The sequence below is a fragment of the Collinsella aerofaciens genome, assembly GCF_015555045.1.
Taxonomy (GTDB): Bacteria; Actinomycetota; Coriobacteriia; order Coriobacteriales; family Coriobacteriaceae; genus Collinsella; species Collinsella aerofaciens_W.
The window spans coordinates 37,663-59,718 of record NZ_JADNJQ010000002.1 but is presented as its reverse complement, the minus strand read 5'-3'; the positions used below and the strand labels follow the sequence as shown (position 1 = coordinate 59,718).

Here is a 22,056-nt window from a genome sequence, read left to right as displayed (position 1 = left end):
TAACTGTCTGGTGATTATTTTTTAAACTCCTTTCTGACATCGAGCTATTCCTTTTGCGTAATCATGATGGCTGTTGGCGTTATGAGGGCGGGCAGCTTTGTGGGATCGGGATCGCTGCTGGTGTTGACGGTGCAGGTTACGTCAACGTAGACACCTTCTTTGATGGCTCCGACTTCTGCCTTCTTACCATCCTGATCCTTAATGGGGATGGTTGAATCGATTTTGAAGTTGAGGTGCAGCGGTGCGGATTGGAATTGCTCGCTTGCGATAACGAAGCGGCCTTCGCTTGCCCCGCTGGCGGAAGGGTGATACACAGCAACGACTTCGCCCCGCAAGGAAAGGTCTTTCGAAAAGGGAATGTCCTTCCAGAAAAAGCCGAGCAAAGCGGCTGCTATAAGGACAAGGGGGACGAGGATGGTTAGGAAACGTTTGGACTGATTCTTCATTTCAATCACCTCACGTTGATAATACCAAAATATATTGCAAACACGATATAAAATATTAACTGCGATAAATTGAGTTAAAAAAGGAGCATATGAAGTTGCTCGATTCTGGGTGAGCCTGGACAGTTAGTTCAGATACGTATAAATCCGAGGCGGTTCAGCATGCGTTTTGAGCTGTTTTGGGATGGGGAAGGGGTTCGGATGGGAGTCTAGAAGGGGGAACGAGTCGGTCGTGCAGCCCCCGGGGCGGCCAAATTGGCTGGAATGATGACGTCTGAACACGACCAGGCTCGCAGAATTATACGTATCTGAACTAGCTGTCCACCCCGGTCTGGCGGCTGCCGATTCGGTGCGGTTTGAGACCGCTATTCGACCCCGTTGCGACCGGTGGTACTCTTGTATCCGTTTGAAATCGAGCGAAGGAGTGCCGCTATGGAGCAATCGAGCCTGTTTGGTGACGGCGTGGACATCGATACCGAAACGCCCGCGAGCGCGGATGCCGCCGCACCGACCGACGCCCATGCCCGGGCGGCAGCGCGCGCGGCCGAGCTGCGCCACGAGCTCGATTACCACGCCTATCGCTACTACATGCTCGACGCGCCCGAGATCACGGACGCTGCCTTCGACAAAATGCTCGTTGAGCTGCAGGAGATCGAGGCGGCCTATCCCGACCTGGTGACGCCCGACAGCTATACCCAGCGTGTGGGCGGATACGTGAGCGAGCAGTTTACGCCGGTAACGCACATGGCACGCATGTATTCCATGGACGATGCCATGGACCTGGACGAACTTGACGCGTGGCTCCAGCGCGCCGAGGATGCGCTCGGTGCCGGTAGCGTCACCTATACCTGCGAGCTCAAGATCGACGGCCTGGGCGTGGCGCTTACCTACCAAAACGGAACTTTCGTGCGCGCGGCCACGCGCGGCGACGGCACCACGGGCGAGGACGTGTCGCTCAACGTGCGAACCATCAAGGACGTGCCCATGCACCTGTCCGAGCCGGCGCTCGCTCACATGGGCGCCGACCGCGAGCGTACCATCGAAGTGCGCGGTGAGGTCTACATGCCTAAGGGCAGCTTTGTGCGCCTGAACGACGAGGCCGATGCCGAGGGTCGCGATCCCTTCGCCAACCCGCGCAACGCTGCCGCCGGCAGCCTGCGTCAGAAGGATCCCAAGGTCACGGCGCGCCGCGACCTGGCCACCTTTATCTATGCCATCGCCGATACCGATCCGCTGCACGTCCACAGCCAGCGCGAGTTCCTCGATTGGCTGCGTAGCGCCGGCTTTAGTGTCAATCCCAACGTGGCACGCTGCGCCACGCCCGCCGAGGTCCACGAGTTCTGTGCCCAGGCGCTTGAGCACCGCGGTGACCTGGACTACGACATCGACGGCGTGGTCGTAAAGGTTGACAGCTTCCAGCAGCAGCTCGACCTAGGTTTTACTGCCCGCGCACCGCGCTGGGCCATCGCCTTCAAGTTCCCGCCCGAGGAAAAGCAGACCGTCCTGCGCGAAATTCGCATCCAGGTGGGCCGCACCGGTGTGCTCACGCCGGTCGCCGAGTTCGACCCGGTGACGGTTGCCGGTTCCACCATCGCGCGCGCCACGCTGCACAACATCGACGAGATCCGTCGCAAAAACGTGCGCGAGGGCGACACTATCATCGTGCACAAGGCAGGCGACGTAATCCCTGAGGTCGTGGGCCCGGTGCTCGACAAGCGCCCGGCCGATTCGGTTGACTGGCACATGCCCGAGGTCTGCCCCGTGTGCGGCAGCCCCGTGGTCCACGAGGACGGCGAGGTTGCCTACCGCTGCGTGTCCATCGATTGCCCCGCACAGCTCAAGGAGCGCCTGCTCCACTGGGTGAGCCGCGGCTGCATGGACGTCGACGGCCTGGGCGACGAGATCGTCGACAAGATGATCGCCGCTGGTCTGATCCATGATGTCGCGGACTTCTACCAGCTCACGGTCGACGATATCGCCGGCCTGGACACAGGGCGCACCTATGCCAGCTCCAACAGCAAAAAGGGCGTCAAGAAGGGCGACCCCATTCCAGTGGGCCTCAAGACGGCCGAGAAAATCATCGCCGAGCTCAACAAGTCCAAGAGCCAGCCACTCGGTCGCGTGCTGTTTGCCCTGGGTATCCGCCACGTGGGCAAGAGCGTGGGCGAGGTCATCGCCGAGCGATTCCTGTCGATTGACAAGCTTATCTTGGCGAGCGAAGAGGATATCGCCGAGTGCGAGGGCATCGGTCCCAAGATCGCGGCGAGCGTCAAGCAGTTCCTGGCCGTGCCCGAGAACCTCGCCGTGCTGGAGCGCTTGCGTCAGGCGGGCCTGTCGCTCGAGGTCGACTTGGGCGCCGCGCATGCACAGGCCGCAGCCGACGCTGGCGTGGCGGGCGAGCTTGTCGACGCACAGCCGCTTGCGGGCCTGACCTTCGTGCTCACCGGCACGCTCGTCAACCGCACGCGCGACGAGGCGGGTGCGGCGCTCAAGGTGCTCGGCGCTAAGGTTTCGGGCAGTGTGTCAAAGAAGACGAGTTATCTGGTCGCCGGCCCCAAAGCGGGCTCCAAGCTTACCAAGGCCGAACAGCTGGGTGTACCTGTGCTGGATGAGGCGGTACTTGAACAGATTTTGGCGACGGGTAGGGTCCCGGAGGCATAATGATTTGTTGAGGAACTGCGCAGAGGCTCAGTTCCTCTATAGTGTTTGCCTGTTCAATTTCGATATCGTTTCCCTCGTATGATCCAGATGCGTCTACCGACTCAAAGCGTGAGTAGGAAACTCTTGTCCCAACTTTGATTTGGGAAAGCTTGTCTTTGATTCGGCCAGATGAGGGGAATGTAATCCGGGTTTGCTTTCCAGCGTCGGTGTAGCGGGGACTGTTGTCTGTTTGGATTACGAGTTCCGTTCCCTCAATAGAATGAACGCTGCCGGCTCCAAAGACAAGGTAATCATCTCCTCCGCTATAGCGGGCTCTATCTGTGCATGAAGAAATGGATGCAAACATAGCGAAAATCACCAATATCGTAACCAGGGCAAAGGCCGTGGTGCCATAGCATTTTGATGGTGCCATCCGGTCTACCAAAAGACTGTTCCGTTCAATTTGACCATATTGGGCGTTGCATAGTTAATCGCTCGGGGATAAGTGTTCCATCCGTCGAATACTTCGAGCCACTGCAGTTCGATGCCAGAGCTTCCATTATGCCCAGTAAAATAGCCAGTTACCGTGACCGTATGACCTGATAGCTCGACGGATCCTTCACTGTTTCGGCTGTTGATCCACATATGATACAAGCCGATATTCCCTTGATCGATAGTTGCTCTGTACTGAGCGAATTGAGGCTGATAACCGAAAAATTGAGTATTAAGTGCTCTACCCTTTTGAGCGGCAAGACTTTTAAACGGAACAATTCCATCTGGGATGATCGTGCTTCCGTACTCGACGCCCTGATCATTGGTCTTATACGTTGTTGTGCCAGTGACGTTCCATATTTCTTTATAATAATCGGGATTAAATTGATTAGCGTTTGAACTGGTGAGACCGTAATGCATTGATACAGCGTACAAGGCAGAAACGACGCATGCATACTTATTAGTGCGGGCTTCAACTAATGATTCCGAGACTCCTCGGAACGGTATTCCGTTTAAATCGTCTATTTGGAAATGCAACATCAAGTCATCTTCATTGATAATGACAGCATCCCATGAAGTTGGGTTATTGCTTTGAGGTGCTATACCCTTTTCGGTGACAATCGGGACAGACCGTATATTGTTATAGTTGGTTACACAGTCTCTAGTTCCTGGCACCAAAGTTCCATATTCAATATCGTTGTACGAAATTAGTACGGTTGGGTTTGTGGCCTGTTGGCCGGAATAAGTTGAAATGGCGTTTGATAGAGAAGCTGAAATCGGAAGAATGGTATCGCCGAGGGTTATCTCCTTCAGAAGCCCAGGATATGATGCGTCAAGTATTAAATAACCGTAAGGGCTTCCTTCCCTTGTGACACTGATTTCATAGCCACAGATAAGGCCGATTTGTTGGCATACGGGAACGATTTGCTCGATCTCTAAGTTCGCGGATCCGTCGACGATGGGCAACAGGGAAAGCGCGTAGTCTTGTGCTAGGTCTGATGTAAAAGCGACGGATGAGTTTGAGTCGGCGGCGAATACTCTTGTTGGGCGTGACGCGGATAAGCCGATGATCGAGGCTAGGCCGAGAAGAAACGAGCGACGTGATTGAACTCTGGGCATAATGTCTCCTGCCTATGGGGGCAATATGCTGTCATTTTATTTGCTACAAAATACAATCTAATTCGGATTAAGGTAAATGGATGGAATTGCTCGATAAATGGTAGTGATTAGCGGACCGGTATCGCGATCCTCGTCACATACGCTCCCGGGTCGTCGCTGATGATGTCGTCGATGAGGGCGATTTCGCGCGAGGGACCGGCGGGGGACAGGTCGCGCTCGTGCATGTAATCGAGTAAGCGCTCATAGCGCGGGGCCGCCTGACCGTGCGTGCCGCGGAAGCTGACCGTCAGACACCGCGCGGCGGGACGTACTTCGACATCGCCCAGGTAGGTAATCGTCCGTGTCATCCAGCAGCAGAAAGACTTCGTCGTAGCCGTCAAAGTCGCCGCCGGCCAGGCGCTCGGCGCTAATCCCGACGCCTAAGTTGCCCAGGAAGACAAAGGTTTCGTGCTGGCCCTTCTGCAGTTGACGAATCTGCCACTCCAGTGCATAGGCGTCGGTAGGGTTGACACGTTCGCGCAGCACGGCGCAGCGAAGTTCGGGCGCATCGATTGTGCAAATGGTATCGAGCTCGGTGTTCAAGGCGTCGTGCAGCAGGGCAAGCCGGTTGTCAATCTTGCGTGATACGCGCTCCAGCTCGCGTCGCTTTCGCTCGATGAGCTCCTGCTGCTGAGCCAGCTGCCGCTGCATGAGGTCCACATCGCGCGTGGTCACAAACTCGCGGATTTGCGCCAACGGCAAGTCGAGAACACGCAGGTGGCTGATGGTATTAAGGGTGGAGAGCTGCCGCGATCCGTAGTAGCGGTACCCACTCGCCGGATCGATGTGCGCCGGGTCCAGCAAGCCCATCTGCTCGTAATGACGTAGCGTCCCCACGCTCAGGTTAAACAGGCGCGCCACCTCGCCAATTCGGAGCAGGCCCTCGGTATGTTCAGTTGGCGAGTCGGTCATGGGACCGCTCCTTTCAATAGGGTCGGGGAGGGGCGCCAGACTCGCGTTGCCCCGCTACGCTGCCAACTTGTCAAAAGCCCCGCGCCGGTTGAGCACGGTAAACGCGACAACGCAGATGACCGCCGACAGAATCGATCCGCACGGCGAAGCGATGCCCATGGGAAACAGCGTGTTGGAATAGGCATTCGATAGCAGCCATGCACCGGGCACGCGAATGAGCGCCACGGCCAGCACGTTGTGCGCAAAGCCGATGTAGCTCTTGCCGTACGCAGCGAAAAAGCCGCTAAAGCAAATGTGGATGCCGGCAAAGATTGCGTCGAAAATATAGCTGCGCATATAGCCGGTACCGGCCGCGACCACCGCGGCGTCCTTGGCAAAAAAGCCGATAAACGCCGGCGCCACCAGCCACATCAGCACCGTGATCAGGCAGCCATACACTACCGAGATGGTCATGGCGTCCTTGAGCACCTGACGTGCGCGATCGCCCTTGCCCGCGCCGGCGTTTTGCGCCGTGAGCGCACTGACGGTGGCACCCATGGAACTCGGCACAATGAACAAAAAGCTGATCATCTTTTCGACCAGGCCCACGGCAGCGGCGTCGACGAGCCCTCGGTGGTTGGCGATGACGGTGATAAACATAAACGCCACCTGGATGCAGCCGTCCTGCACGGCCACAGGCACGCCGATCTTAAGAATGCTGCCGAGCACCTCGGGCTGGGGGCGCAGGTCGCTGCGCTTAACATGGATGTTCGTGCGGCGGCTCTTGAGCCACACGAGCGCGAGGGCAACGCTGGCCGTCTGCGCGGTTACCGTGCCGAGCGCCGCGCCCACGGGGCCGAGCCCCATGTGCCCAATAAACAGAAAGTCGAGCGCGATGTTGATGATGCATGCCACGCCGATCACGTACATGGGCGAGCGTGAATCGCCCAGCCCGCGAAAGATGGCCGAAAGAATGTTGTACGCGGCGATAAAGGGGATGCCCATAAAGCAGATACGCAGGTAGGCGGCGGTGCCTTCGACTGCCTCGGCCGGCGTGCCAATGAGCGCCACAACCTGCGGGCACAGCGCAAGCAGGACAACGGCCAGCACCACCGAGACACCCATAAAGAGCGTGATGGTGTTGCCGATGGCGGTCTCGGCGCGGTCGAAGCGACGCGAACCCACGGCGTGGCCGACGATGACCGTCGTTCCCATGGCTAGACCCACGAGCGTCACGGTAATGATATAGAGCGTCTGCGCACCATTGCCCACGGCGGTGATGCCGGCGGCGCCGCTAAACTGCCCCATCATGTACAGGTCGGCCATGCCGTAGAGCATCTGCAAAAAGTACGAGAGCATATAAGGCAGGGCAAAGACCGCGATGGTCTTAAGGACATTGCCGCGTGTGAGGTCGTGTTCCATGGGCGGGGCTTTCTGGCTGGGTTCGTTTACGTACCAGTGTAGTGAAAACCCTACAACGATTGTAGAGTCAAGGTTTGTGTCGACAGTGGGGCGAAAAAAGTCACGCTCCGAGCGCGATGTTTTGACCCCTCCATGCTCCTCACCTCGCCTCAAACCATCACAACATTCGACGTTTTTCGCCAAAATCGGGAAAAGCATCGAATGTTGTGATGGTTTTTCTGCCACTCAACCGGGTGGAATCGCTTTCTTGCGCGCGAAGGTGTGCGGACCCGTGGGCAGGGGAATACGGTTGGTTATCCGACTCCATTGGAGGGCTCATGGACCTGCCGATTGTCCTGTCCCATAAGACTGCCTGGCTGTACCACAACGTGGCGCGCCCGTCCGAGCCGCTCTCGCGAGCAAGCAGCCTATACGATGAGGACTCGCTTGCTAACGAGGCGGAGCCGACCGCGAGCCTGCCCAAATTGGGACTCGATGCCAAGGGGCTGAGGGCTTCAACGGCAGTTGGGATCGTTACCGACTATCTGGTTTCGCTTGGTATTCCACGAGAAGAGCTCGATCATATCGACACGCTCGTCAACTTCGATTTTGAGCGCTCGACGCCGGCTGGATTCAGGTGCCACGTGTTTGGAGCGCCGGTACCTCCAGGCCATCTTATCGAGGTGGCAGAGGGCCTTCTGGTGGTTGATGAGGTCATGTGTTTTGTCCAAGCGGGTTCGTGGATGAGCGAGCCCGAGCAGCTGGAATATGGCTACGAAATCTGCGCCCGATACCATTTGAATCATCTGTCGACAGGCGATTATATCGAGATGGGTCAGAGGTATACCGTTGCCGACTTGATTGCCTATTGCAATGAGAACCGATCTCGTCAGGGGGCTATACGCGCGGCCGCCGTGCTCAAGCGCGTGCACGATGGCGCGCGGTCGCCCATGGAGACGGCCACCGCAATCATGGTTGTAGCAAAACGTTCCCAGGGCGGGCTGGGATACGCCAAGATCGAGCTCAACCATCGGGTCGATGTTCCCAACGAGTTCAAGTATCTCGCAAAGGCCGGGTATTTCGAGATCGATGTATATGCGCCTGCAAGCGGTACAGGGATTGAATACAACGGCTTGGACCATCTTGATAAACAGCGCAGCGCGTCGGATGCGGAGCGTATGACCGTGCTGAGCGCGCCGGGCTTTAGGATGATCGTCCTCACCGGGACTCAGTTTGCCCATCAGCTGCAATTGCACCGGGCGATGAACGCCATTGCGCTCGCGATGGGCCTTAAGTGCGACCGAAGCGAAGCGTTCCAGAAACGTCAGAACGACCTGCGAGAATTCGTGATTCGGCACTGGGACGGCGGCCTTTAGGGGCGCTTTGGTCCTTCTGCGGGGTGCCGTGGGCAGGCAAACCATCACAACATTCGACGTTTTTTGCCAAAATCGGGAAAAACATCGAATGTTGTGATGGTTTGTATGCTGAGGATGGGCTTGGGAAGCTGGTCTTGCTCGAAGTGGTCCGTCCTGTCGTACGGGTGTCGGCATGATTCTCTCGTGGGGTATTATGTTTTCCGAAGAATAAAACGCCGTGTGAGGGGAGGGCTGCGTGGACGGGCACGTGCAACATGACGGCTTTGGCCGCGATATCAACTACCTGCGCATTGCCGTTACCGACAAGTGCAATTTCCGCTGCATCTATTGCATGCCGGCCGATGGCGTGGCGCCCCGCGCGCATGACGAGCTGCTCAGCGCCGAGGAAATCGCCCGCTTTGTGCGCATGGTGGCGGGGGAGGGCATTCGCCGCGTGCGCCTGACGGGTGGCGAGCCGCTGGTCAGCCGCCGTATCATCCCGCTCATCCGTGACATCCGCGCAATCCCGCAGATCGAGGACATCTCGCTTACCACCAATGGCGCCCTGCTGCCCAAGCTGGCGCCGCAGCTCAAAGATGCCGGGCTTAACCGCGTCAACATTTCGCTCGACACACTCGACCCTACGCTCTTTGGAAAGATCACGCGTCTGGGCCGACTCGAGCAGACCATGTCTGGCATCGACGCGGCGCTGGCTTGGGGCTTTGAGCCCGTTAAGGTCAACTGCGTTGTTGTGCGCCGACTCAACCAGGACGTGGCGGCCCTCGCGCGCTTGACCGCCGACCGCCCCATCCACCTGCGCTTTATCGAATACATGCCCATCGGCGACGAGCGCACGAGCTCGCATTGCGCTGTGGACCCGCATGCGCCCGCGCTCAATCCCGAGCTGTGGGACGCGAGCGATACCGTGCCGAGCGACGAGCTGCGGGCGCGCATCAATGCCGGGGCCGCCGCGACGGGACTGAGCGAGCTCGAGCCGCTCGACATCAACGACGCTCCTGCCGGCGCGGGCCCTGCGCGCTATTGGCACTTTCCGGGCGCGGCGGGAACGGTTGGCTTCATTAGCGCCATGTCCAACCATTTTTGTGCGAATTGCAACCGTCTGCGCCTGACGGCCGATGGCAACGTGCGTCCGTGCCTGTTCAGCGATGCCGAGTATTCGGTGCGTGAGGCGCTGCGCCGTGGTGATGATATGCAGGTACTTTCGATTTGGCGCGATGCTGTGGCCCACAAACCGCAGGAACACGCGATAATTGAGGGCACGCAACGATTTATGTCCCAAATCGGAGGATGATCATATGGCCAAGAGCAGGTACGCCGATGCCACCAAGGCCGCTCGCAGGGCCGCGATGTCTGCCCACAAAGTCACGGCCGCGGCGAATGCTGGCAACGTCGACGCGTCCGCGCAGCCGACTGCCAGCGCTGCCATCGAGCCCGCCCGTGACGCCCGTCGCGACGAGCTGACGCACGTGGACGCCAAGGGTGAGGTGCGCATGGTCGACGTGTCCGACAAGGCCGAGACCCATCGCATTGCCATCGCCGAGGGCACCATCCTCATGCACCCCGAGACGCAGGCCATGGTGCTGCAGGACCGCGCCAAAAAGGGCGACGTGCTCGCCTGCGCGCGCGTCGCGGGCATCATGGCCATCAAGCGCACGAGTGACATCATCCCCATGTGCCATCCGTTGCTCATTACCAAGAGCAAGTGCGACATTGCGCCCATCGCTCCGGCGGGGACGCCGGTCGAGGACGTGCCCGAGGGCTGGGCGCCGGCGCGCGCGGACGGGCAGGTTGGCTTTCACGTGCTGGTTACGGCCGGCGTGACGGGCAAGACGGGTATCGAGATGGAGGCCCTGACCGGCGCGAGCGCCGCGTGCCTGACCATCTATGACATGTGCAAGGCGGTCGATCGCGGCATGGAGATCGTCGACGTGCGCCTGCTGCACAAGGAAGGCGGACGCTCGGGCGTGTGGGATCGCGCAGAGCGTCAGGCCGCTGCCGTTGAGGCCGTGGCCGCTGACGGTGCCGCGCCCGCAAGCGCACCCGTCGCCGTCGCGTCCGCAGCTCCGGCCCCGGCCGTTCCCGCGATCGCGTTTATCGGCTACCAGAACTCGGGCAAGACCACGCTCGTCGAGAAGGTCATTGCCGAGCTCACCCGCCGCGGCCTGCGCGTGGGCTCGCTCAAGCATCATGGGCATCACGGCTTTGATATCGACGTGCCCGCTAAGGACACCTGGCGCCATCACCAAGCCGGATCCAAGCACGTGGGCCTCATCTGTGCCACGCGCTGGGCGGAGTACGCCGACACGCGCGAGGAGGACGAGATGCCCGCGCGCGAGCTGCTGTCGCGCTACAACGATGTCGACGTGGTGATCATCGAGGGCTACAAGACCGAGGGCTTCGACAACATCGTGGTCGCGCGCTCCGGTGTCGACCGTCTGCGCGGCAAGAGCTCGCTCGACCTGGTCGACGGTCACACGCTGGCCCTTGCCTGCAACGAGGCCCTGGCGCGTCAGGCCTTCGACGCCGGCTTCGCGACCCGAGCCATCAACATCAACGACGCCCGAGCCATCTGCGACCTCATCCAAGACCATCTGGCCTAAAACCTGCCAAAAAGGGACAGGTTCATTTTGGCAGGTTTTATCTGGGCAAACGTCATTTCCACCACAAAGGGGCCAGGCACCTTTGTGGTGGTTTTTGCTTTGGTAGATGTGTGGGACATGCCTTACAATCTACCAAGTAGTTCATGACGGGCGAAAAACGGAGAAAAGGGGCTTGATGCGTCCTTAATGTTTCATGCGGATTGATTGATTTGACAGACGGCGGCGAATGCCCGCCGTCCGCATTTGTATGAAACAAGGAGTCTCCATGCTCGCCTCTCTCTTCTCAAAGCCTCAATCATCGCTGTCCGCGCAGGCTAAGCACCTGGTGGCAATGCGCTTCCTCATATATACCGGCTTTCAGACCAGTTATTTTATCGGTGTCATCGGAACGCTCACCTATGCAGACGATGCCTCGGTTGCGGCGACATCGCTGGCCGTCCTTTTTTATGAACGTATTCGTGATCTTGGGATCCTTTGTGGGTGGCGCGGCGCTCGACGCCTGGGGCCCGCGCCGTCATTTCTTGCTGAGCATCGTCGCCACGTTGGCAACCGGCGCGGCAATCCTCGCCTTTGGCAGCGCGACCGGAACAGTCCTTGCCGGCGCGGTACTCCTGGGCTTTGTGATGGGATTCGCCCAGCCCATCGCCACGTCCTATCCGGCGTATCTCACCGACGACCCCGTCGAGCTCAAAGACATCAACTCCGCCATAACCATGTTCTCCAACGTGAGCATTATTGTCGGCCCCACACTGGGCGGCTTTGTCGCGGCGGCTGCATCGTCACGCGCGGTGTTCGTGCTCATGATGCTCTTTACCGTGCTGGCGCTCGTCGCCGGTTGGGGCTTTAGGCCGCAAGGAGGTCGCGTCGCCGCGCGCGAAAGTACTCCTGCGGACGGTAGCACAACGGCAAGTACTGCCAGTCAAAGCTCCGACTCCAGCAAATCCACCCGCGCAACCTTCGCGACCAGCATCAAGACAGTCTTTACCAACAGCGTTCTCGCCCTACTGTTCTGCATTATCTTTCTTTCGAACTTTGGCTATGGTGCTTTCGATCCGCTGGAGTCGTTCTTCTACCGCGATGTCCTGCACGTCGGTGTCGAATGGATGGGCTGGCTCTCGTCGGCCAGCGGTGTGGGCGCGGTGCTGGGCGCCGTGGTCGCGCTCCGCTTGCCGCCGCGCTTCGTCAGCCTCAAAACGCTGCTCGTGGCGCTCATGTCTGTAGGTCTGGGAAGCCTGCTCTATGTGGGGACGCCGTACGTAGGCGTGGCCCTCGTCGGCCAGATTGCCCTGGGCGTGGCCTGGGGCGTCGTCAACCCGCTCCACAACACGATCGTGCAAACGACGGCTCCTCTCGAGCAGCTCGGCCGCGTCAACTCGGTCATGGGTTTTGGCAACATGTTCGCCGGCGTGGCCCCGCTGGCGATTGCCCCGTGGCTGGCGGCGACGTTTGGCGTGCAGCAGACACTCGTTGGTGCGGGCATGGTCGTGACGGCGGTTCCCGCGGCGCTACTGCTGTTTGGACGCCGGCATTTGGATCGTGCCGCAAGGCAGTAAAAACCATCACAACATTCGATGAAAATCGCGATTTTGCCGAAAAACGTCGAATGTTGTGATGGTTTGCGCCCCGGGCCAGGCCATCCTGCGAGTCCGGCCACCACAAAGGGGCCAGGCACCTTTGTGGTAGTTTTGCACCAAAGCGCCCCGTGCGCGCCTTGGTATACCATGTACGCCGTTCACGAATACACCCCACATCGCCGCACAACCCAGAAAGGCCCCCATGGACACCACCTTCAGCCACATTAAAGCCGTACTCTGCGATATCGACGGCACGCTGCTCACGAGCCAGCACACGGTGTCCCCGCGCACCGTGGCGGCGATTCGCGCCCTGCGCGAGCGCGGCGTACTCTTTGGCCTGTGCACCGGGCGCGACGCCCGCGCGACCGAGGCCATGTACGAGCTCTGGGGCATCGAAGGACTGGTAGACGTGATGGTGGGCTGCGGTGGCGCCGAGGTCATCGACCGCGCGCATGACATCAACGAGCTGAGTTATCCGCTGCCGGGCGAGACCATCGCGCGCATTTGCAAGCACATGGCGGACCTTCCAGCAACGCCCGTCTGCCCCCGAGACGGCGTGTTCTACGTGCCCGAGAGCAACGCGTGCGTCGAGCACCTGTCGCGCGTCGACGGCGTGCCCTACCAGGTGGTCGATTTTGCCGAGTTTTTGCGCGAGCCGCAGCCCAAGGTGATGTTTACCATGGCGCCCGAGGTAATGCCGCGGGTGATTGAGCGGGCGTCGACGCTCGCCGACGACACTGTTAAGGCTGCGGCTCTGCAGACCACGCAACGGCTCTACGAGTTCATGGATCCGCGCGTGTCCAAGACGCGCGGCCTTGTGCGCGTGGCGGAGCTCAACGACATGGAGCTCCAGAACATCTGCGTGTTTGGCGATGCCGATAACGACACCTGCATGGTGGCCGATGCCGGTGTGGGCGTGGCTATGGCAAACGGAAGCGACGCCACCCGTGCCGCCGCCGACTTTGTAACCGCAAGCAACGACAAAGACGGCATCGCGATCTTTATCGAGGAACATCTGCTGTAGCGCCGGGGGAGAACCACCGCAGAAGGGGGCAGGCTCTTTTGCGGTGGCCTCAGGCGATTTGGGCGAATTGGTACCTAAAATCTGTGGGAAAATTCAAATATTGTTGTCTGAACATTACGCTTCTGACTACCGATGAGTTAAAGATATTCTCATCAGTTTGATAGGGTATTTCTCCCGGTAAATGACCTACAGCTCATGGTCAATTTTCGACTGTTTACAGGATGTTTACTCTTGAGCAAAATGTTGTGCAAATAAATCTAATGCCATTAAAAAATGATGGGCAACTAAATTACCAGTAGAAACAAAAAATAGATAGCGAATAAACGAAGGTAAATCTGAGCAATTGTCAAGAGAATTGATAATTCGCTACAAAACTATCGGTTTATTTGCCCAAATGTTCAAACAATCGTTAGAATAGTCATTCTAAGCGTGCGCAATTTCAGGTTGCGCAGATACGTTTGATAGTGAAAGAGCAAGATCGCGGTCTCTTGGGGAGGAGACATCGATGAAAGCAAATTCAGACAAATCTAAACAGAGTAATAAAGCGACGCGCCGTGTACTGGCAGGCGTTTTGTGCGGAGCCTCCGTGTTGAGCCTGGTACTGTCGCTCGTCATGCCTCCAATCTCGCAGGCCATTGCCAACGATGTTCAGACGGGTGCAGCCGAGGAAACTGTGGCGGCGGCTGATTCCTCAACTGAGTCTACTGATGTAGAAAACACCAACAACGGGGATACCGAAAAGCAGAATAGCGACGAGACCGAGGGCGGCGAAACCTCTGGTGGTGCTGTCGCGACGGGCCTGTCGTCCGATGACGCGGGAGCCAAAAGTGCCGAGCAGCCTGCCGAAGACGACACTAATGATGAAGACGCAATCGCGCCTGCTACAGAGAATGAATCAGATTATGAAATTCGCAACGCGGCGGAGCTGAGCTCAAAGCTCCTTAACAAGGAACTGCGTGATGGAGACGGCGTTGCTACTTTTAAGCTTACGGCCGATATCGACTATAACGATGAGATTAGGCTCGAACAGTCCAGCGACAATCTCATCAATATCACCTTGAACTTAAATGGTCACAAGATAAAGCAGGATAGTGCTGGCAAGCCTCTGTTTGATATTGCTAAGGGCGCGACGCTTACGGTCGTGGACGACGTGGACTCTGGGTACATTCAGGAGAATGTTGTCGACGGCCAGCAGCTGCAAGATAAGGACGAGCATCTGACACCTGACAATTATGGCAAGACGGCAAAGATGTCTTATGACGATAATGGCATTCCGACTGACCTTACCTATTACGTAACCGAATCGACTGCAAGTGGTGCAGGTACCACCGAGAAGATCTATGAGCACACGGCGACTATTCAGGGCGCAATTGTTGGAGTCACCAAGAACTCCACGATGAGGCTCATTAACGTTTACCAACATGGCACGTTTAACCTCGTAAGTGGCGCTATTACGCAGAAAAAGGACTGCAATGTCGGTAGCCTGATCTATGCCGAGGGGGGTTCTACCGTCAATATGAGCGGTGGCTATGTTTGCGGTGCTTCTACGGGAACTTCGGGCACCGGTGCAGGTGTCATGGTGTCTAATGAACAGGGCGGCGCTTCGACCCTTGATCTGATCGGTGGCGTAATTGCTGGCAACTGCGCTTCGAGTGGCGGCGGTGTATATGCCAAGGGGTCTGCAGTCAAGGTGACCAGGGGCGTAATCTCCGGTAATAGCACACTCAGCAAGGGATTCGGTGGCGGCATTATGGCCGAGGGCGGCATCGTGACCGTTTCTGGTGGCTATATCACGAATAATAGAATGGCTAAATTCTGTGGCACGGATGGCAATGGTTGTCATGGCGGCGCTGGGCTTGCTGCCAATAACGGCGCCCATGTCACCATTTCCGGTGGCCAGATTACTGGCAACTATTCCGAGGAAGCTGGCGGCGGCGTTTACGTTACCAGTATGTTTCACTCAGATATGGCATGGCTCAACATTACGGGAGGAAATATTGCCTCTAACGTGAGCTACCGATCTGAGGGCGCTGGCATTCGAGTGGGCCAGAAGGTTGACGCGATGATAAGTGGAGCGTCAAAAGATAGCCCAGTCTACATCACTAATAACCACTGCATGTCTCGCTTTGACTGGGGCGGAGGCGGCATCTTCGTCCAGGGCTCTAATGAGACCGCATCTAATGCGGGTAGGCTATTTGTCTATAGCTCCTATATAAGCACCAATACCGCTGGTGGCTATGGTGGTGGCGTTGCAGTCTGCCCGACGGGCAAGACGTTGGTAACGAACACCGACGGCACGGCGATCTTTGGCAACACTGACGCTGGAGGCGCTTCTAGTTACAACAGCGAAAACGACAAATACGACCCGTCGAATAATTCCGGCAATAATAGCAGCCCCCATCTTTCTGGCGGTGGCAACGGTAAGACAGAAGACGTGGAAGCCTATAACTCGGTCGATAGAAACGGCAATCATGTTTTTCGTAAGAATGGTCATGCCGATTTCTTCCTCGCGGCGGAAGGTCACACAACGCCGGTCGCAGTGGTAAGCGGCAAGATGCTTGGCGATATAGACGCTAAGTATTCGGGAAGCATTGAGCTAACGAATCGCATCAGCATCCCCGCCAACGGTGCTGCTCAGGTAAAAAATAGCATCGGTCTGACTTCGGGTGTTGATATCAAGGATAAAACGACGATTGGTGCAGTACGGAATAAAGCGACAACTTTCATCACGGGCAACTATTCTTGGGACCATGGTGGCGGCATCATGTCGAATGGCAACTTGTACCTAGGCGTGCCTGCGGATACGTACATCTTACCGAGCCTTAAGTTGAAGGCAACCAAGGCGCTGATAAATCAGCAGGCCAATCAGCAGACCAATCAAAACATGAATTTTGGCAAAGGCAAGTTCTCCTTCTCGGTCTACCGTAAGGATCCGGATGCCGCGACGGAGCCCTCTTGGAATGACAAGACATTCAACAGTGGCGGCTGCACCTTGGTCGGAACCGCCAAGAATGATGAGAGCGGTAACATCACCTTTGACCTTGATGAACAGTACGTTGATAAGGCTGTTAAGGCTAATGAGATTACATACTACTTGGTCGAAAATGCTGGCAATGATCCCGACATTACGTACGATCCCGACATCACGTACGACCCAACCGTGTACAAGATTGTGGTGAAGGTTCAGGACAACAAAACGGAACTCATGAAAGTGCCTAGCAGGGAAAATCCAAACTCGGAGGTTTCTCTTTGCGTTCACAACTACACGATCACAAGCGTGAGTCTGGGAGATTCAACTAACCCGCTGGAAAAGAACGAGCAAGGCTATTATTCGATTGTCGGCCCCGACGGGGGAAAGACCTTCACCAATAAGTACACTCCGTACACCTCCAGTGGCTCCTGGACTCCTAAGGCGACTAAGGTCGTTGTGGGTGGCGAGATGAAGGAGTTTACGCTTCAACTTGCGAAAGACAGCAGTTTTAGAGAAGAAGACATCGTCGGCACTGCCGTGACCTCTGGCGATAAAAAGAAGCAGACGCTTCCGTTCATCTTTGATAAGGGGATTGCGTACACGCTCTCTGATATCACGAAGGATCCCTACACTGCTGGTGGCTCTACGGGTCGTGGCGCCTCCAAGACCTTCACGTACTATATGCACGAGAAGAACGATAGCTCGATATTCTCGCACTACAAGTTCGACCACTCGGTCTATAAGTTCACGGTTACGGCAACGGATGACACCGAAGGACATATCGACTGTGCGGTGACCTACAGGAAGGGAACCGTTGACTCCGAAGGCAAGTGGAAAAGCGACGATACCACTGACCACGACCTCACCGAGTCCACCCCCACCTTCACCAACACCTACTCCACCTCTTTGCCCCTTTCTGGTATGTCGGGCGTCACTCTGACGTACCTTGCCGGCGCGGCGGTGCTTTGCGCTGCTGCGGCCTGGATGCACATTCGTCGCAAGGCGAATGCGAAGGGAGGCGAGCATCGTGAATAAGAAAGTTTGCTCCTTCCCGATCTTGTTTGCGCTGCTTGCCCTCCTGATCGGCACCTGCGCGGTTGTGTTCCCCGCTACCGCGCAGGCCGCGCCGACCGCGACCGGTTCTATCACGGTGAGCGGCACCGTGGCGAGCAGCTACGACGCCTACCAGATCTTTAGCGCCAACGTCGTCGACGGCGACAGCGACGCCAAGATCGCCACCGACCTCGCCTGGGCAAGCGACGCCGTGCGCGACGCCGTCCTGCCTGTGCTGCACAGCGCTGGCATGCCCAATTCCCAGACCACCGCGCAGGAAGCTGCCGAGTGGCTCAACGCCGATTCCCACCTTACGAGCGCGCTGAGCGCACAGCTCGCTCGTTCCCTCCAGAGCTCTGATGCCGCGTCCGTGCCCCTTAACGCGGGCACGGCGTCAGAGCTGCCCTGTGGCTACTGGCTCATCGTCGCCGACGACGACTCCATCGCCCAGGGCGAGGCTGGTACCGCGCCGGTCATGGCCCTGGTCGGCGGCAGCGCCGTCACCGTCAAGCCCAAGGCGGCGACGCCCAAGGTCCAAAAGCACGTGCTGGAGGACAGCACCGCCGCCTGGCAGAAAGCTGCCGACGCCACGGTCGCCGACGACCTGTACTGGCGCCTCTCTGCCACGGTCCCGGTGGGTCTTACCGCCTACGACACCTATACGGTGCGGTTCGTCGACACCTTGAGCGCGGGGCTCGACCCCTCCAAGGTCGCCGCGAGCATGCGCGTGTACGTGGCGGCGGGCGCGGACGGCGGCTTTGACGCCGTCTCAACCGGTAAGGACGGGCGCGCCGGCACCGAGCCCGCGAAGGGCTGGACCGACATCACAGCCCAGTGCGCTACCAAGGTAGCGGCCGACGGCAAGACCTTCACCGTGCGCACCGGCGACCTCATCGCCGCGCTCGGCGGGGCCGACGCCTTCACCGCGGGCGCCCGCGTGGTCGCCGTGTACAATGCGCCGCTCAACAGCGCATGCAGCCACGGCATCGCGAAGGGCAACCCCAACGAGGCCTACCTGCGCTACCCGCGCTCTCCCTTTGCCGACCAGTCCGGCGATGCCGGCTTTACCCGCACGCCGAGCGATGACGCGTGCGCCTACACCTGGGATCTCGCGCTCATCAAGCGTGGTAGCGACGGTGATAAGCCGCTTGCTGGGGCGGTCCTGGACATCGCCGACGACCGCGGCCGCACGCTAGCGGCCGACGGCACGTGGGATGCGGAGGGCAAGGCCACCGTCGCCACGGGCGAGGACGGTCGCGTGACCGTCTCGGGCGTGGACTCGGGCAAGCTGGAGGTCCGCGAGCTCAAGGCGCCCAAGGGCTACACCGCCTTTGAGGGCACGCGCTCCGTGACGGTCAAGGCCGAGGGCCTGGACGTCGATCAGGTGGCCGCCGCCAAGCCCAAGCTCACCATCACGGCCGAGTCGCCCCTGCGCGCCGACAGCGCGGACGGGTCGACGGGCAGCCTGGAGGCGTCGATCATTAATACGCCCACCGGCACACCCCCTAGCATCACCACCGGAGGCTTTATGCCCTTGACTGGCGATATGGCAATGTACGCCGTGGCCGCCGCAGCGGTCGCCGGAGCTGCACTGATCGTGGTCGCGCTCCTGATCAAGCGGGGAGGTGGCAGCCATAAAGAGTAGCTGGCAGCCCCACAGAGAGCGGGGCGAGACGTAGCGAAGCAGATGCTAAGACACAGACAGATGATGACCGATCGAATGAGAACCAACCGGAAAACGGAGGAAAAGAAGATGAGCATGAACAAGAACATCGCACGCCTGGCAGTGACAGCAGGCCTCACGGCAGCGCTGAGCTTCGGCGGCATGATGGCCCCGGTGACCATGGCGTTTGCGGCGGGTACGCCGACGGTGGCTACGGAGCCGGGCAAGGTGTTTATCGCTGACCCTGACGCTGGATATGCCACATCTTTCAAGGGCATCAAGATCTTTACCGCGAAGATCACGCAGGACAAAAAGAGCGATGGTTGGGATGATTCGGTCGCCAAGACTCTTTCTGATATTCAGTGGGCTCCGGGTAATGTGAAGACCCTCGTTACGACTGCGCTCAAGAACGTTAAAGGAGTACCTGACGTTAATGCTGACGCCCAGACGTGGGCTGAGTTCATTAATCAAGCTCAGGGCTTGAATGCCGGAAAGAATACGGCGGTTGATAGTGGCACGGTTCTGGACTTGATTGCTGCGGCCTTGGAGGGGGACAAGACGCTCACTTGGACACAGCCAAGCAATTCCAGCAAGGGTAACTTTGAGAATCTGGAACATGGCTACTGGCTTTTCGTGACCGATACGCCCGGTAAGACTAGCGGTACTGAAGGCAATACCGACGCGTACACCTCACCGATCTTCACCATCGTCGGTGGCTCTGACGTTAATGTAGCCCCCAAGAAGAGCGTCCCCAACGTGACCAAGGCCGTCAAGGATGACGCACAGAATGGCACATTCGGTGACTTTCTGAACCCCAATAAGGCCGCTGACTCAGCTATGGACGATTGGGTTGATTATAAACTCATCGGTACGGTTGCGAGTAATATCAACACCTACAGCACCTACACGTACACCTTCACGGATACGCTTCCCAAATCCATGACGCCCAAGTTTAAGGATGGCGGCACGACGCCCGATGTCACGGTCAAGATCGGTGGTACCGAGGTTGAGAATGGCTACAATGCCACATACAATAACGGTACGCTGACTGTCAACTTCCCCAATCTCAAGGATTGCAAGGGTGAGGGCAACACTGCTATCTCGCTGAGCGGCAGCTCTGAGGTGACTGTCGAATACCAGGCTAAGCTCGACTCTCGCAAGATCTTTGAAAAGGGTAAGATCAAAGAAGAGTTCAAGGATTTGCTTGGTAAAGCCCAGATAAATAAGGTTACGCTGACCTATTCCAACAACCCGCATGATGAGAATGCTACGGGAACCACGGTTGAGCACCCTGCTTATGACTACACCTATGGCATCGATGTCACCAAGGTGGGCTCCGATGATGAAGATAAGGTGCTCGCGGGCGTTGAGTTCACGCTGCAGGAGCAGGGCGATGATGGTAACTATATCAAGGCGGATGGTACCAAGACGCCTGATAGCGAGCAGGCCAAGCTGACGACCGACGCAAGCGGCAAGATCAACGTTGTTGGTCTTGATGAGGGTACTTACGTCCTTACGGAGGTCAAGCCGGCGCCTGGATATAACAACTCCCACAGCGCTGGCATCACGTTCACCATTACTCGCGGGACGCTTCCGGCAGACGATACGACTGTTGTTAACCCGGGCTGCACTCTTGCTAATGGTACTGATGAGAATCTCGTCAAGGTGGCTCAAACTAATACCGAGGCCGCTGACGGCAAGGTGCACCTCACTGTCACCGACCAGCAGGGCTCCAACCTCCCGCTCACCGGCCTTAACGGCGTGACCTTCACTTGGATCGCTGGTGGCGCGGTGCTGTGCATCGGCGTGGCTCACCTCATCCGCAGCCGTAAGCAGGCTGAGGAGTCCGAGCAGGAGTAACGCTCGCTCGCCCATCCCTTTGGCAGGTGGGATGTGATGGCCATGAGACTTGCGGACACTCTTCTCGTCCATCCACGTTCTTGCTTTGCCATTCTCTTTTCGGGGCAGACTCCGCACTGGAGTCTGCCCCGTTCTTTTGGGATAACGCAACCAGACTCCATTGCCCGATGGATCAAGCGTATGAATATCGAACAGATGTTTGCAATTATTGCGTTTACCAGCTGTGGGTGCATACACTCGCAGTAAAATGGCTTTGCGACGCATCCCGCGCGCGGGCGGCCGACGACTCGATCGGAGGTCCCCAAATGCTGAAATTCCTTAACGCGCTCGCCGCCCTCGCGGCGGTGGGCACGTTCGTCATCGCGTTTCTTGACTCGTATGAGGTTCGGTTTAAGGTCCGTAGGCGCACGCGCGGTGCGGACGGTAGAAGGCATTTGCGCCGCAACAAGCGCAAATAAGAATGCCCGGGGGTCGGATCCCGGGCATTTAACAAAAGCTGAAAACTAGGCCGCCCGCGCTCCCAAACATTTACGCGGGGTGCGTCGTTTTCTATAGTCATTGTATCCCGAATCGCCCAGCCGATTCGGGACATTTTGAAAACGCAAACACGTCGGGCAAACCCGGACAATGCGGCCAGGCTTCGCTGGGTGAGGAACCGTGTGTGTAACTATCGAACAAATGTTTGTCAAAATCGCGTTTACCAGGCGTGGGTGCATACACTCGCAGTAAAATACCCTTGCGACGCATCCCGTGCGCGGGCGGCCGACGACTCGATCGGAGGTCCCCAAATGCTGAAATTCCTTAACGCGCTCGCCGCCCTCGCGGCGGTGGGCACGTTCGTCATCGCGTTTCTTGACTCGTATGAGGTTCGGTTTAAGGTCCGTAGGCGCACGCGCGGTGCGGACGGTGG

At 58.1% G+C, this 22,056-nt stretch carries 13 protein-coding genes; 9 read left to right on the top strand and 4 right to left on the bottom strand.

Features of this window, described 5'->3' with window-relative positions:
* Window positions 1–44: 44 nt before the first annotated feature.
* On the bottom strand, window positions 45–446 hold the full coding sequence (locus tag I2E45_RS01530; RefSeq protein ID WP_195443933.1) for a hypothetical protein: 402 nt from the start codon (window positions 444–446) through the stop codon (window positions 45–47).
* A gap of 429 nt (window positions 447–875) precedes the next feature.
* On the opposite strand from I2E45_RS01530, the gene ligA reads away from it, so the two are divergent.
* Entirely contained in the window at window positions 876–3,104 is a 2,229-nt protein-coding gene (ligA, locus tag I2E45_RS01525) for an NAD-dependent DNA ligase LigA (protein WP_195443932.1), read from the top strand.
* 417 nt (window positions 3,105–3,521) lie between these two features.
* Here ligA and I2E45_RS01520 read toward each other — a convergent pair whose 3' ends face one another.
* From I2E45_RS01520 to I2E45_RS01510, 3 genes are all read right to left on the bottom strand, one after another.
* Window positions 3,522–4,694 carry a hypothetical protein gene (locus I2E45_RS01520; RefSeq protein WP_195363721.1) on the bottom strand — a complete coding sequence of 391 codons (1,173 nt, stop codon included), beginning with the start codon at window positions 4,692–4,694 and terminating at the stop codon, window positions 3,522–3,524.
* 240 nt (window positions 4,695–4,934) lie between these two features.
* Window positions 4,935–5,645, bottom strand: a complete 711-nt coding sequence (locus tag I2E45_RS01515) for a MerR family transcriptional regulator (RefSeq protein WP_229058771.1) — start codon at window positions 5,643–5,645, stop codon at window positions 4,935–4,937.
* Between the two features lie 54 nt (window positions 5,646–5,699).
* The gene (locus I2E45_RS01510; protein ID WP_195443930.1) at window positions 5,700–7,046 is read right to left on the bottom strand and encodes an MATE family efflux transporter; all 1,347 of its coding nucleotides are present in this window, start codon (window positions 7,044–7,046) and stop codon (window positions 5,700–5,702) included.
* A gap of 317 nt (window positions 7,047–7,363) precedes the next feature.
* Here I2E45_RS01510 and I2E45_RS01505 point away from each other — a divergent pair, with 317 nt between their 5' ends.
* The 8 genes from I2E45_RS01505 (at window position 7,364) to I2E45_RS01470 (ending at window position 21,146) form a co-directional block, all read left to right on the top strand.
* On the top strand, window positions 7,364–8,401 hold the full coding sequence (locus I2E45_RS01505) for a hypothetical protein (RefSeq protein WP_195443928.1): 1,038 nt from the start codon (window positions 7,364–7,366) through the stop codon (window positions 8,399–8,401).
* 235 nt (window positions 8,402–8,636) lie between these two features.
* Complete coding sequence (moaA, locus tag I2E45_RS01500) at window positions 8,637–9,692, top strand: GTP 3',8-cyclase MoaA (RefSeq protein ID WP_271742030.1); 1,056 nt, start codon at window positions 8,637–8,639, stop codon at window positions 9,690–9,692.
* A 4-nt stretch (window positions 9,693–9,696) separates the two neighbouring features.
* Window positions 9,697–11,001, top strand: coding sequence for a molybdopterin-guanine dinucleotide biosynthesis protein B (gene mobB / locus I2E45_RS10590; protein WP_195443927.1), 1,305 nt, complete (start codon window positions 9,697–9,699; stop codon window positions 10,999–11,001).
* A gap of 458 nt (window positions 11,002–11,459) precedes the next feature.
* The gene (locus I2E45_RS01490) at window positions 11,460–12,554 is read left to right on the top strand and encodes an MFS transporter (RefSeq protein ID WP_195443925.1); all 1,095 of its coding nucleotides are present in this window, start codon (window positions 11,460–11,462) and stop codon (window positions 12,552–12,554) included.
* A 223-nt stretch (window positions 12,555–12,777) separates the two neighbouring features.
* Window positions 12,778–13,599, top strand: a complete 822-nt coding sequence (locus I2E45_RS01485) for an HAD family hydrolase (protein WP_195443923.1) — start codon at window positions 12,778–12,780, stop codon at window positions 13,597–13,599.
* A 505-nt stretch (window positions 13,600–14,104) separates the two neighbouring features.
* The gene (locus tag I2E45_RS01480) at window positions 14,105–17,605 is read left to right on the top strand and encodes a Spy0128 family protein (RefSeq protein WP_195443921.1); all 3,501 of its coding nucleotides are present in this window, start codon (window positions 14,105–14,107) and stop codon (window positions 17,603–17,605) included.
* Window positions 17,598–19,268, top strand: coding sequence for an isopeptide-forming domain-containing fimbrial protein (locus I2E45_RS01475; protein WP_195443919.1), 1,671 nt, complete (start codon window positions 17,598–17,600; stop codon window positions 19,266–19,268). Before I2E45_RS01480 ends, I2E45_RS01475 begins: the two co-directional genes overlap by 8 nt.
* Before the next feature lie 114 nt (window positions 19,269–19,382).
* Window positions 19,383–21,146 (top strand): SpaA isopeptide-forming pilin-related protein, encoded by a 1,764-nt coding sequence (locus I2E45_RS01470; RefSeq protein ID WP_195443917.1) that lies wholly within the window; start codon window positions 19,383–19,385, stop codon window positions 21,144–21,146.
* Window positions 21,147–22,056 lie beyond the last annotated feature (910 nt).